Raw genomic sequence first — 13,065 nt, 5'->3', positions numbered from 1 at the left:
TTTTAGAAGTTTTAAACGTTTTAGGGCGAAGATCTTATTAGCAAGACAGTATAAAGAAGTTGGGTTACATGTTGGGTAAAGTGGCAAAATTAATCGCCACCCCAACATTTGACGTAGAACCATTTTTTGGTTTCTACTAGTTGGATGACAGGGGTGGGAGCATCGGATAGATCCATCGAGAATTTTAGCCGATGTAGAATAATCAATCGGTAGCGGATTTTATTATGATCGACTCTTTGGCTTATAGTACGGCCATAAAGAAACGGATGTGAAATGTTCACATCCGTTTCAAATTAAACTAAATCAAATTTTAATATTTGCTCACCATTAAAGGTTATTTTCGAATTTTGTAAGGAAAATTGATTTTTAATTAAACGCTTTGGCTTTAGTTGATATATATGTTTAAACTGTTCTTTATCAACCCCACCATAATGAAGGTTCATGATAGCCTGTGGGTTGGACAAGCTTTTTGCAGATGGTCCATTAGGCGAAGCATTTGGTCCCCACTCAATTAGAAAAGGAAGCATTTCTTTTGTATAATCATAAACTGGAAACAGCATTCTCCACGTTAAAATTGTGCCGTCTGGTCTTTCCCTTTGGCCTAAAAAGGGTCCATGAAAGGGTATGTTTTTTTCTTTGAAATGATTGATATAATTATCCATCTCATTTGTTCGAAGCGCAAATTGAAATGGCCCAAATACATCGTTTTCTAATGCATATACCAAGTGTTGTATTAATGGGTTATTACTATTGTTGGCTATCTGAGAGTCTTGAATACCTAACCATTCAATATAACTGTCGTTGGAGAAATACGCTAAATAATTATATGTTCCCCATTCCTCATGTTCTCCACCTTTTATTGCTTTAATGGCGAACCTGCGACCGTATTTTGTACTAGACTCTTCAACATTTTTTCCAGTCAGAACAATATGATCCAATGCTAACATTCATTTTCACTCCCTCCATTGTTCTACAATACGAGTATTTCTATTATCTACTTTTTCACATCATATTTGCAAAATGTTTGATTATGTTTTTTATTTTGGTTACATTTTCTTGAAACTTTGTTATATTACAAAAAAGAGATGAAGGTGGCGAGAACATGAATCATCCATCAATTCTAATTGTTGAAGACGAGGCAAAGCTAAGCAGAGTATTAGAACTAGAGCTTCAGTATGAGCATTATCGAACAGAAATTGCAGCTAATGGGAAAGAGGCGCTACGGTTAATCGAAGAAAAAGAATGGGATTTGGTGTTGCTTGATATTATGCTTCCGGAACTAAGTGGATTAGAAGTGTTGCGACGGGTTAGACGATTTGATGAGGGAACCCCAATCATTTTGCTTACTGCAAGAGATCAAGTACATGATAAAGTAAGTGGGCTTGATTTAGGGGCGAATGATTACATCACAAAGCCGTTTCAACTCGAAGAACTACTCGCACGTATCCGGGCACATTTGCGAAAGCCAACCACAGATAAAACAATTGGCAGGGAGCTTTCAGTTGGGGATTTACATGTCAATTTAGATCGTCGTGAAGTAATGAGGTCAGACAAAGCTATAGAATTGACACCGAGGGAATTTGATCTACTTATCTGTTTATTACACAATAAAAATATTGTTTTATCTAGAGAAAAGTTGATTGAAAATGTATGGGGATATGATTATGTCGGGGAGACAAACGTAGTTGATGTTTATGTTAGATACTTACGACAAAAAATTGATAAAGGCTATGACATAGCTTATATTCAAACTGTTCGTGGCGTTGGATATACAATTAAGGATAGGAAGCAATGAAGTTAAAAACAAAGATACAACTTTTTTCAAGCTTATTTATGTTCGTATTAATATTAATTATTAACATATCGGTCTATTTTTTATTTCATCAAGTATCAGTAGATAGTGAATTAGAAGAACTAACCTCCCAAACAAATACAATGTTAGAATCATTACATGAAAATCAAGATATTACCCAAGGTGAATTACTAAAAGCCTTTTTGCCAACAGATGGCATGATTCGTGTTATACCAGAGGATGGGGAGGCATTAGTTCATACAAAAGATAAAGCATACGTTGATTTACCAGGAGAGTACGTGACCAAAGAATCAAAAAGGATTGTTTCGTTAGATGAAGGTGAATTTGCTGTTATCACTAAGCCCATTATATGGGGGGATGGAGAAGTAGTAACATTGCAAGTTTCAAAGCATTTGCGTACACTTACGGAAAATATGACGGTACTTTTATATGTCCTAGTTCTAGCATCTTTTATCATTCTAATTCCCACAATTGTCGCTGGAAATGTACTAAGTAGTTTTTTATTAAAGCCAATTCAATTGTTGATGCAAACCATGAAGGAAAACACTGCACATAACAAGTGGGAAAAAATTGAGGTAAATAACCGTTCGAAAGACGAACTATATGAAATGGAAATGGCATATAATAACATGATTGATAAATTGAAAGAGAACTATGAGAAACAGGAAATTTTCGTGTCAGATGCATCGCATGAATTAAAAACTCCAATTTCTATTGTGAAAAGCTATGCGCAACTAATGGAGAAACGTGGTTTGGATAAACCGGAACTATTTCAAGAATCGGTACAGACAATTAATGCAGAGGCAGACAGAATGCATAAGCTAGTGGAGCAAATGCTTTCTCTCGCCAAAAATAAGGAAGAAACTGGTGACGAACAGATTGATATTATATCACTTTGCAAGGAGACGATTGCATCTTTTCGTGGGGCATATGAGAGAGAAATCCAATTGCAATCTTCTTTAGATGTTCTCTATGTGAATGGTAATACAGCACAGTTGAAGCAAATTTTATATATATTAATTGATAATGGGTTGAAATATAGTGATAATGAAGTTCAAGTTCAAATCTCAACAGAAGCAGATGAAGCGATTTTACAAGTGAGAGATTATGGACAGGGTATTCCTGAGAGTGATCAGCTTCGCATCTTTGATCGATTTTATCGTGTGGATAAGGCGAGAAGTCGAGATACTGGTGGAACCGGGCTTGGTTTGGCCATCGCGAAAGCAATAGCTGAATCGCACCAAGGGAAATTGACGCTGGAAAGTACTCCGGGGAAAGGTTCGACATTTATATTGAAACTTCCAATCTAATGTATTTTTAGGAGCTTATCGGATCGAGAAAAAAGTACGAAACGGTCGTTCATAGCCGTGATGAAAGCCCGAATGAATAGAAAAAAGTACGAAACGGTCGTTCATAGCCGTGATGAAAGCCCAAATGAATAGAAAAAAGTACGAAACGGTCGTTCATAGCCGTGATGAAAGCCCAAATGAAGAGAAAAAAGTTCCAAACGGTCGTTCATAGCCGTGATGAAAGCCCGAATGGAGAGAAAAAAGTACGAAACGGTCGTTCATAGCAGTAATGAAAGCCCAAATGAAGAGAAAAAAGTTTCAAACGGTCGTTCATAGCAATAATGAAAGCCCAAATGAAGAGAAAAAAGTTTCAAACGGTCGTTCATAGCAGTAATGAAAGCCCAAATGAAGAGAAAAAAGTTTCAAACGGTCGTTCATAGCAGTAATGAAAGCCCAAATGAAGAGAAAAAAGTTTCAAACGGTCGTTCATAGCAATAATGAAAGCCCAAATGGTGAAGAGAAAATAACCAATGGTTACATTGTAGTTACTTCGCATTTTACATCAAATAAGGATTAGATGCATTGCTTAGACCATACACTAGTCTTTAAGAATTCAGCAAAATTTATTATTACATTCTCATGGAATTCTAATCTTCCTCACATTGTTCTTTCACTTTTAAAGTATAAGATGTAAGTAACAATTAGCAAAGGAGGTAGTAAGGTGAAGAAAAAATTTGCAATTACAATTGGTGCTATTGCTTTAACGGTTGTATTAGGTTTAGGAATTTACCATTCTGATGCAGCGAACGCTGATCCAGCATTATCAGAGGCTGATATTCGCGTAATGGTGGAATCTCAATATCCAGGAACAATTACTGAAATTGAATTAGAAAAAAATCGAAATAGTATAATCTACGAAGTAAAAGTAGACAGCAATGGAAAAAGGTACGAAATTAAACTTGATGGTGACACGGGTGAAGTATTGAAGCTTGAAGAAAAAACATTAATGGCTGCAGGTAATGTAGATACTGATGGAAATATTGGCAAAAATGGTTCGAGTAATCTTGCAGTAACTGAAAAGGAAGGACAATCAAATAGCCGTTCTGAAACATCAAGTAAGGACAATACGTCTTCTGATAAAAATGATGATACTAGTGACCAAGTAGATGATTCCGACAAAAATACGGAAGAAAAAGATGATAAAACTGACGATGGGAAATCATCCAAAAAAGCCACGATCGACACGGATACAGCAAAGAGTATTGCGTTAAAAGAATTTCCAGGAACAGTTACAGAACTTGAACTGGATGAAGATGACGGGCGTTTAATTTATGAAATTGAAATTGAAACGGTGAGCGGTGAAGCGGAATTTGAGATAGATGCTTATACTGGTGAAATTCTAGTTATTTCTATTGATTCCGACCTAGGAGTTTCAATTGGCGACGATGATGATGATGATGATTAATCTAATAACACGAAAAAATAGAAGAATCCATCACTTGATTAAATAGTTCTTATGCTGTGGAAGGAATAGTAAACAACAGTATCAATCGCTTGTTGAAATACCCATTTAAATAACATTAGAAACGCTTCAATTTGAAGCGTTTCTTTAATTGTGTCTTTTTAAATTACAGGATTTTCCTATATGAAGATAAACCATTTCAAAAGGCTAAAACATATTGATTAAGGAAATTTCTAAAACTAATAACGAAAGAAAAGACCATCATTTTGATGATCTTTATTGTTCAACTCGTGTACAAGTTATTTTAATAATTGTATACAGCTTTATTCTCTTTTTTAAAAAAGAACCCTGGTCCATTTTCTTGTGGTACAAATCCTGATAAAGCCGTTGAGTTCTCTACCATTTTTTGTTCTTTAGCTGTGATAACCGTAGAATAGTCCCTTTCATCAATAAGATTATTTTCTCGCATTTCTTGTTCTTCTTTTGTTACAGCTTTATATTGATCCCCATCATCAATGTCTGCTTGTCCTATAAAAACACTCTCTGAAATTGGTTGTTCATTTACCAATACCTCTGTACTGTCTAAGTCTTTCATAAAGCCAATTGATAGTGCCAGGACTCCTGTTATACCAAAAATAAACACTGATTTTCTTTTCATAGTAACCCTCCTACTATTTACCAAATTGTTACATACTATTAAATATAACACCACAAACCCAAAATATAACCTTCTTCAAATCAAATTTATCTAAGGGAGTTTATGAAACTCAATATAAAGTATAACATTAATATTCAGAAAGAATTTGGAGTAAATTAATCATCAGATGAATTCATACTTTTTGCTTAGAGAATCGCACATAGATAGTGATAATTGTCGGTATCATTGAATAGGTTAATTGCCTGTTATCTCACTTTAAACCTACCTAACAAAGACCAAATCATGGTATGATTTTGGTCTTCTCGTTGGTTTATTATGTCGCATGTTCTCCACGAAAACTAATCTACTTATCATCTAATAGTTTTTTTCTTTTATGCTTTCACTGTAAAATTATTGTTCAAGTGAATCTCAATTGTTTTATATTTTTCAAAGTAGTCGTGAATAAGCTCTACGGCATCCTTTTGGATTTCTTTTATGATTGGTTTATTCTTGAACATATCATAATTTCCTCCACCACTGGCACGGTAGTTATTTAGTACAACCTGATATGTTTTATTCATTTGTAGAGGCTCTCCATGATACCTTACATGTTCTATACGTGAGCCAAATGGTTTGGAGACGTTTATTGTATATTCGATCCCTTCCCACATGTCATAATTATAATGCTGCGGTTTTGGTTCGATAAATATTGGATTGACGGTTATTTCATTAGTTTCTTTCATAACGAAGTATTCCGCACTTTTTTCTAATGCCTGAATAATATCTGAACCAGATAGCTCTAAGACTGTTAAGGTATTTGGGTACATGTAATTGGAAACAATATCTCGCATCGTAACAACAGAACTAAATCCTTTTGATTCATTATTCAAAAGTGCCGTAACGGAAATATCAACTCCACTAGCTTCCATTTGAACATGTTGAATAAATTGTATAAATGGATGCTTCTTGATTCTTGCCATTAACGGGTCAGTAATCGTCATGTCGCCTCTGATGTGGCCGATTGGTTGATCCAGCCATTGTTGGGTAGAATTTTCTATGTCTTCCATGTACCGCATAATTTCGGGTGCGGGTGTTACTCCTTCAACGTTTTTAATAACGGCAGACTTATCAAAGATTGTCCATTTATTTTCCGATTTTTCCAATGAAACATCGATTTCTCCGTACATTTTTCCATTATTACTTGGTTGAGCGATGAGAACATTATTTATTTTGCCGGTTAAAATTCGATGCTGATGACCTGTTAATAATATATCGATCCCATCTATTTTTTCACACATTTCATATCCCTGATTTTCCCCGGTTAATGATTCAGTTGGTTCTCCAGTTTCTAAATCTCTTTCCAATCCACCATGATAGGATGCAATAACGATATCTGGCTGCTCATTTTTACGAATTTGCTCTACCCAAAATTTCAGTGAAGTAAATGCATCATCAAAGCGAATTCCTTTAATATGTTCAGGAGATTCCCAGTTAGGAATATAATGCGTAGTAACACCAATGATCGCAACTTTTATTCTATTCTGTAACGTTTTAATCATGTATGGTGGGCCGTAATAAGGTTCTCCAGTTTTATCATTTAATATGTTTGCTGAAAGCCATGGGTAGTTCGATTGTTCAATGGCATCAGATAGTATTTGTTTGCCGAAGTTGAATTCATGGTTTCCGATAACTCCTGCATCAATGTTGAGTTTATTCATTATTCCAATCATGGGGTTTTCTTTATCGGTATGTTCCTTTACATAATGTGTCATTAATGGTGTTCCTTGGATTAAATCCCCATTATCAATAACAATAACATTTTCATGCTTGTTTCGTATTTCTTTAACAATCGTTGCATATTTCGCTAAACCTAACTCTGCTTTTTCGTTTGTGCCATATAATATGGGCATCGCATTCCCATGAACGTCACTTGTGTATAGTATTTTGACTGTTGTCTTAACCAATGAATGTACATCCTTTCGCTCTATGTAAAGAAACGAAATTAAAGATATCTTTAATTTCGTTCCGTTTTAATTTATTATACAATTTTACGTCTAATTCTTGCAGAAGCAAAGTCGATGACTGTAACTACGATAATAATAGCTAATAGGATTAGTCCCATTTGACTCCAGTCACGGTTGTTCGCTGCAAAAACAATCATTGTTCCAATACCACCAGCTCCAACTATACCGAGGATAGAAGAAGCACGAACATCAATTTCAAATCTGTAAATGGCATAAGATAAGAATTCAGGAATAATCTGTGGCATTACGCCATAAAAAAGGACTTGTACTTTATTTGCACCATTTGCCTCCATTGCTTCGACTACTTGCATATCAATGGATTCTACTACTTCTGAATATAATTTTCCAAGCATACCAGTCGAACCAATTGCGATCGCTAAGACACCGGCAAATGCATTCGGCCCGACAGCTACAACAAATAATATAGCTAAAATGATATCTGGAAACGCACGGACGGCTGATAAAATCCACTTTCCTGCTCCAGTTAAAATTCTGCTTTTCGACATATTTTGAGCAGCTAAGAATCCTAATGGAATGGCTAAAATAGCAGCCATAAATGATCCAGCAAACGCAATGAATAATGTCTCTAGAATTTTTAAACCAACTTCCCCAATAGCTGACCATTCAGGGGTAAATAGCTTTGGAATTACCACACCAATGTTCTGTACTACTTGCTCAATTGCTCGATCCCAGTCAATTTGTACACCAACGAATGTCCATACATAAAGGGCGATGATAGCAATAAATATAAGTATTTTTTTTAATTTTTTCCACCCAGATTTGGCTGGTTTTGGAGGTAGATTATACGTACTCATTATATAAGCGCCTCCCTTAACTTGTTACTAATGTACTCAATAACTAAAACTACAACAAATATAACAATAATAATTGACATTGCATTTGGATAATTATAGAATCCCAATTGTTGGTCGAGCACACGTCCAATACCACCTGCACCTACTAAACCTAGGACAACAGATGCACGAATGTTTATTTCGAATACATACAATACAAATGACGTAAACTGTGGTAAAACCTGGGGAACTAAACCATAATAAATAACTTGTAAGCTATTACCTCCAGAAGCTCTCATTGCTTCAAGTGGATTCATATCAACAGATTCAATTGTTTCACTAATAAGTTTAGCTAATATCCCTAATGAAAAGATAATAAGTGCTAATATACCAGGTAATAATCCTATTCCAAATAACCCAACAAAGATAACTGCTAGTACAATATCTGGAATCGTTCGTAAAATATTTAATAATGTTCTAGTTATATAATAAACTGGCTTAAATGTTGCAATATTATGGGCAGCTAATAATGCTAATGGTACAGTTAATATTGCTGCGAAAGTTGTTGCGATAATTGCCATTTGAATGGTTTGAGCCATAGATGGCCAAATAGCTGGGATAACACTAAAATTAGGTGGGAAAAACTTTTCAATAACGACCCACATGTTTCCTAGTGCATTTCCAAAGCCACCTACCATTTCATTTTGTGTCCATACCATACTAAAAATATAGATACTTAGCACAATTAAGGAAATAAGAGAAATCTGTTGTTTTGTTTTAGCAGGGTAAAGGGCAGGGACTTTGTTTACTTCTACTTGACTATTCTCTTTGGTCACGATTCATCTGCCCCCCCACGTAAGTCATCCTCACGTATTGTACGACCATAAATTTCCTCAAAGGTTTTCTCGGTAACTTCTGATACAGGTCCATCAAAAACAACTTCCCCAGCGCGCATTCCAATGATGCGGTCTGCGTATTCCATTGCCATGTCAATAAAATGAAGGTTTACGATAGTTGTAATATTATCTTCTTTGTTAATTTTTCGTAAATACGTCATAACCTGATGAGAGGTTGGCGGATCGAGTGATGCAACTGGTTCATCTGCAAGTATATAAGAAGGTTTTTGAGTGAGTACCCTAGCGATACTAACACGTTGTTGCTGACCACCACTAAGCTCATCAGCTCGATTATAAATTTTTTCATCTATATTTACTCGCTGTAGGCTTTCATAAGCTAAGGATATATCTTCTTTCGGATATAAATTGAAAATAGAACGTAGTGTCCCAGTATGGCCAAGCCTTCCAGCTAGTACATTCTTCAATACATTCGATCGTTTAACTAGATTATAGTTTTGAAAAATCATTCCTATTTTAGTTCGTAATTTTCGTAGGTCTTTTCCTTTATGCATAAGAATGTCTTCGTCGTCAACTACTAATTCTCCTGATGTAGGTGTAACTAAACGGTTGATGCTTCGAATAAATGTGGACTTTCCTGCACCTGATAGTCCAACAATTACAACAAATTCACCGTCATTAATGGTAACGTTTATATTTTTTAACCCTTCTGTTCCGTTTGGATACACCAAACCTACATTCTTGAATTCTATCATCACAAGTCCTCCATAACAGGCTTAAATTTTCCTATATTGTATCATTTATTTTTACGAAATAAAAAGGGAAGTGAGTATCCCTTCCCTTTTTTATTCTATTAAATTTTATAAGGTAATCTTATAGATCATCAATTGAAATTGAATCTCTGAATTTCTCATAAGTATCTTTTACGATTTGATATTCATCATCAGATGCTTCATCGATAGCGTCCCAGTTGTATACTTCGTTCATGATTTCAATCATTTCTTCATCATCATTGAATGAAAGGAAAGCTTCTTTAATTTTTTCAACCATCTCATCATCTAACTCTTTTGTTACTGAGATCGTATCGTTAGGAATTTCTGCTGTATAATCTAATACACTTAGCTTATCCATGATGTCTGAATAATCTTCTTCGAGTCCTGTACGTACATCATCAAAAGTAGTAGCAACGTCAGCATTTCCGTTATACACTTCCATAGCTGAGTTAGTATGTTCACCAGTTTGAACACTACCACCGAAAAATTCTTCTTCTAATGCTGTAGGAGAATCATATCCGAATTGTTCCATTAACTCGTTAGCCGGGAATAAATATCCAGAAGTTGAAAGTTTATCACCATATGCCCAAACTTTTCCTTCTAAATCTTCTAAACTCTCTATACCTGAATCACTACGTACTAAATATTGAGCTTTATACGTACTTGATCCAAAACGAATGGATTTCAAGATTACTTCTACATCATACTCTTGGTTTGCTAAAACATAACCAAATGCTGGAATGAACCCAATTTGTACCTGGTTAGATCCCATTCCTTCAACTAATGCATTGTAGTTAGTCATTACTTTACCTTCTACTTTAACACCAAGTTCTTCTGATAAACGTTCTGCTAAAGGTTCAACAGTATCTGCAATCTCTTCAGAATCCTGTGATGGTACGAATCCCATTACTAATGTTTCTTCATCTCCACATGCCCCTAACACTAGTGCAATACTTAGCACAAGTGCTAAACCAAAAATTTTCTTCATCTTGACCCTCCTAAGAATATAAAGAATTAATAAATCTTTCTATCTTATTAAATACCATTTCGCCTAAAAATGCTAGACTAATTTACAATTTTTACGTAATTTTTACAAAAAAATTAAACGAAAAGGCTTCCAATAATATAACACATTCGGTTTTTTATTTATTGTTACACAAGCGGAAATTTTTCGTTTATAATTTTTGTATAGGTTATGAAAAGTGGGTGATAGATTGAAAGGATTACAAATACAAGAATTGACAACGAAAATAAGGAATATTAAATTGTTAGATTGCGTATCACTTGAAGTAGAATCCGGCACTATCATGGCACTAGTTGGTCATAACGGTGCAGGAAAATCAACTCTTATGAAGACCATTCTAGGAATGCTCGAAAAATCCTCAGGAAAAATCATTATTAACGAAAAGGTTGATCAAGATGAATCATTCATCGATTTTAAAGAGTTGATTTCCTATTTGCCTGAGGAACCACTACTGCTAACAGAACTGACTGTAATGCAACATTTTCAATTATACGGAAAAAGTTACCAAATAGAAGAATCCGAATTATTAACGAAGGTTAATCGATTATTGGAAGGATTTGAGCTCCGAGATAAGTTGAATGAGTATCCAGAATCCTTATCAAAAGGAATGCGTCAAAAGGTACAAACGATATGTGCACTATTACCAGATGTGCCAATTTTATTAATTGATGAACCGTTTATGGGGTTAGATATTTATGCCATTGAATATTTAGAAACGTTGATAAGAGAAAAAGCGCAGAATGGTACAACGATATTACTTACAACCCATCAACTTGATCGAGTGAAAAATATGGCAGGGCATTATGTCATGCTACAGCATGGTAAGGTGTTAAACGAAGGATCAATAGAGGATTTCGATACAATTAAGAGGAGATCAGATGATGACAGCTAGTCGGTCCTTATGGGGTACCTATCTCTTTCTAAAGAAAAGTAGATCCCGTAAAAAAAGAAAAATGTATAAGATGGCATTTGATCTGATGATCGATAAAACAACTGCTGTATATTTGGTTATCGTTGGCGGATATGCTTTTGCGAGTATTTTTATTTTCGGTGATTTTATTCGTGAGTTTGATGATCAATTTGCATTCATTGAAGAGCAAGCTCCGAAACGATTTTGGTTGATTTTATCTGTTTTGCCTTTAAGATATATAAATTTATCCTTTCGAAATCCAGGAGTCATTTTTTCTAGTTCGGAATATCAACTTAGTTTACTGCCATTTTCAAGAGGGAGGATTTGGTTTTATTGTGTTCTCGAACAATGGTTGAAGAAGCTCCTCTTTTTCATATTAATGGCTACGGTAATACTATTTATTACACCGATTTCTTCTTTTATAGTTATTAGTTATGTTTTGATGCTGTGGTTAATGGATGTGCTGATGACAATACCGCAGTGGAAACTCTTTCATGCAAATGTAATTGTGAAGATAGGTATATTATTTTCGCTTCTCGTATTCAATTTCATTGGCGTCGTGACTGGAAATTCCATGGTGTTTGGAATTGTCATCGTTTCCCTGATCATTTGTACAAACATATATTTACTCAAATATTTGTTTGTAAATATTCATTGGGGAAAGATTACAGACATCAGTGATTTTAATCTGTGGAACATGAAACTAATTGCGTTAGCTTCAGAAACCAAATTTAAACGTAATAAGAAATATAGCTTCTTTCATAATTTATCCAACCGAAAGAAACCTTTCGCATATACAGAAAAGGGAATTCACCATCGGATCTGGCAAGTGTACTTTAGTAAAAATATAGAGGTAGTCATTCAGTTAATTGGAACTTTAACTATCATGATAGTGATATTGCGTTTTGTAAATGATTTTGCAGTTCAAATTGGGATAGCAATTGCCATATATGTTTATACGCAAATGGTTGCTAATTTTTATATGAATCGATTTCACGATGATTTATTAGTCGCACTGCCCTGGGAATTACAAAGCTATAAGCAAACGTTAAGAAAGTGGATCTGGTATGGTAGTATTCCTATTTTATTACCGATCATTTCGCATTTGATATTTTCTTTCACCTTATGGACACCTGTTCAATTCTTGTTTTACCTATGTACATTTGTATATATTTATCAGGTGAAACTGGATAAAGCGATTGCTCTTTTAGCAAAGCAATCTGTTATTCTTCAATGGCAAGAAGCATTTTGTTTTATAGCTATAATTTTAGTTGCGCTGAGCTCAAGCTATCCAGCGTTATCGTTGGGTTTTGTGGTAGTACTAATACTGCTCAATAGGCAGCGAAAGACGATCAAATAATAAAAAGAAGTTATGAATTCTTATATTTAACGAAAAGGCAAAGAGTTTCTCCAGGAGATTCTTTGTTTTTTTATGTGTATTTTCGCATGCGATTCGCTCGTAAATCGAAATATTCGCTCACAACC

At 34.8% G+C, this 13,065-nt stretch carries 12 protein-coding genes; 5 read left to right on the top strand and 7 right to left on the bottom strand.

The features are described 5' to 3' along the window. Positions 1-293: 293 nt before the first annotated feature. A complete protein-coding gene (locus ACFSTA_RS07410; protein ID WP_377555966.1) occupies positions 294-947 on the bottom strand; it encodes a VOC family protein in 654 nt (217 codons plus the stop codon). A 155-nt stretch (positions 948-1,102) separates the two neighbouring features. Between ACFSTA_RS07410 and ACFSTA_RS07405 the strand changes: the two genes are divergently transcribed. From ACFSTA_RS07405 to ACFSTA_RS07395, 3 genes are all read left to right on the top strand, one after another. Further along, on the top strand, positions 1,103-1,795 hold the full coding sequence (locus ACFSTA_RS07405) for a response regulator transcription factor (protein ID WP_377555965.1): 693 nt from the start codon (positions 1,103-1,105) through the stop codon (positions 1,793-1,795). Continuing rightward, the gene (locus ACFSTA_RS07400) at positions 1,792-3,123 is read left to right on the top strand and encodes a HAMP domain-containing sensor histidine kinase (RefSeq protein WP_377555963.1); all 1,332 of its coding nucleotides are present in this window, start codon (positions 1,792-1,794) and stop codon (positions 3,121-3,123) included. Before ACFSTA_RS07405 ends, ACFSTA_RS07400 begins: the two co-directional genes overlap by 4 nt. A 700-nt stretch (positions 3,124-3,823) precedes the next feature. After that, positions 3,824-4,567, top strand: a complete 744-nt coding sequence (locus tag ACFSTA_RS07395) for a PepSY domain-containing protein (protein ID WP_377555962.1) — start codon at positions 3,824-3,826, stop codon at positions 4,565-4,567. A 301-nt stretch (positions 4,568-4,868) separates the two neighbouring features. Here ACFSTA_RS07395 and ACFSTA_RS07390 read toward each other — a convergent pair whose 3' ends face one another. From ACFSTA_RS07390 to ACFSTA_RS07365, 6 genes are all read right to left on the bottom strand, one after another. Beyond that, the gene (locus ACFSTA_RS07390) at positions 4,869-5,222 is read right to left on the bottom strand and encodes a hypothetical protein (RefSeq protein WP_377555960.1); all 354 of its coding nucleotides are present in this window, start codon (positions 5,220-5,222) and stop codon (positions 4,869-4,871) included. A gap of 371 nt (positions 5,223-5,593) precedes the next feature. Further along, on the bottom strand, positions 5,594-7,165 hold the full coding sequence (locus ACFSTA_RS07385; RefSeq protein ID WP_377555959.1) for a bifunctional metallophosphatase/5'-nucleotidase: 1,572 nt from the start codon (positions 7,163-7,165) through the stop codon (positions 5,594-5,596). Positions 7,166-7,239: 74 nt separating this feature from the next. Further along, positions 7,240-8,040, bottom strand: a complete 801-nt coding sequence (gene phnE / locus ACFSTA_RS07380) for a phosphonate ABC transporter, permease protein PhnE (RefSeq protein WP_377555957.1) — start codon at positions 8,038-8,040, stop codon at positions 7,240-7,242. Next, positions 8,040-8,855: a phosphonate ABC transporter, permease protein PhnE gene (phnE, locus tag ACFSTA_RS07375; protein WP_377555956.1), complete on the bottom strand. Its 816-nt coding sequence runs from the start codon at positions 8,853-8,855 to the stop codon at positions 8,040-8,042. The genes phnE (ACFSTA_RS07380) and phnE (ACFSTA_RS07375) overlap by 1 nt, the downstream gene beginning before the upstream one ends. Next, complete coding sequence (gene phnC, locus ACFSTA_RS07370; RefSeq protein ID WP_377555954.1) at positions 8,852-9,628, bottom strand: phosphonate ABC transporter ATP-binding protein; 777 nt, start codon at positions 9,626-9,628, stop codon at positions 8,852-8,854. Before phnC ends, phnE (ACFSTA_RS07375) begins: the two co-directional genes overlap by 4 nt. Before the next feature lie 118 nt (positions 9,629-9,746). Then, positions 9,747-10,634, bottom strand: a complete 888-nt coding sequence (locus tag ACFSTA_RS07365) for a phosphate/phosphite/phosphonate ABC transporter substrate-binding protein (RefSeq protein WP_377555953.1) — start codon at positions 10,632-10,634, stop codon at positions 9,747-9,749. A gap of 226 nt (positions 10,635-10,860) precedes the next feature. Here ACFSTA_RS07365 and ACFSTA_RS07360 point away from each other — a divergent pair, with 226 nt between their 5' ends. Both ACFSTA_RS07360 and ACFSTA_RS07355 read left to right on the top strand, forming a co-directional pair. Further along, the gene (locus ACFSTA_RS07360; RefSeq protein WP_377555952.1) at positions 10,861-11,562 is read left to right on the top strand and encodes an ABC transporter ATP-binding protein; all 702 of its coding nucleotides are present in this window, start codon (positions 10,861-10,863) and stop codon (positions 11,560-11,562) included. Next, positions 11,552-12,940 (top strand): hypothetical protein, encoded by a 1,389-nt coding sequence (locus tag ACFSTA_RS07355; protein ID WP_377555951.1) that lies wholly within the window; start codon positions 11,552-11,554, stop codon positions 12,938-12,940. Before ACFSTA_RS07360 ends, ACFSTA_RS07355 begins: the two co-directional genes overlap by 11 nt. Positions 12,941-13,065 lie beyond the last annotated feature (125 nt).

Origin of the sequence: Ornithinibacillus salinisoli, assembly GCF_042684965.1 — a bacterium.
Classification (GTDB): Bacteria; Bacillota; Bacilli; order Bacillales; family Amphibacillaceae; genus Ornithinibacillus; species Ornithinibacillus salinisoli.
This window is presented reverse-complemented; position numbering and strand designations above follow the sequence as displayed.

Excerpts from the sequence above, each read along its gene's own strand:
- ACFSTA_RS07365 (WP_377555953.1), bottom strand. The coding sequence starts at position 10,634 with ATGAAGAAAATTTTTGGTTTAGCACTTGTGCTAAGTATTGCACTAGTG.
- ACFSTA_RS07405 (WP_377555965.1), top strand. The coding sequence starts at position 1,103 with ATGAATCATCCATCAATTCTAATTGTTGAAGACGAGGCAAAGCTAAGC.
- ACFSTA_RS07410 (WP_377555966.1), bottom strand. The coding sequence starts at position 947 with ATGTTAGCATTGGATCATATTGTTCTGACTGGAAAAAATGTTGAAGAG.
- ACFSTA_RS07400 (WP_377555963.1), top strand. The coding sequence starts at position 1,792 with ATGAAGTTAAAAACAAAGATACAACTTTTTTCAAGCTTATTTATGTTC.
- ACFSTA_RS07390 (WP_377555960.1), bottom strand. The coding sequence starts at position 5,222 with ATGAAAAGAAAATCAGTGTTTATTTTTGGTATAACAGGAGTCCTGGCA.
- phnE (WP_377555957.1), bottom strand. The coding sequence starts at position 8,040 with ATGAGTACGTATAATCTACCTCCAAAACCAGCCAAATCTGGGTGGAAA.
- ACFSTA_RS07355 (WP_377555951.1), top strand. The coding sequence starts at position 11,552 with ATGACAGCTAGTCGGTCCTTATGGGGTACCTATCTCTTTCTAAAGAAA.
- phnC (WP_377555954.1), bottom strand. The coding sequence starts at position 9,628 with ATGATAGAATTCAAGAATGTAGGTTTGGTGTATCCAAACGGAACAGAA.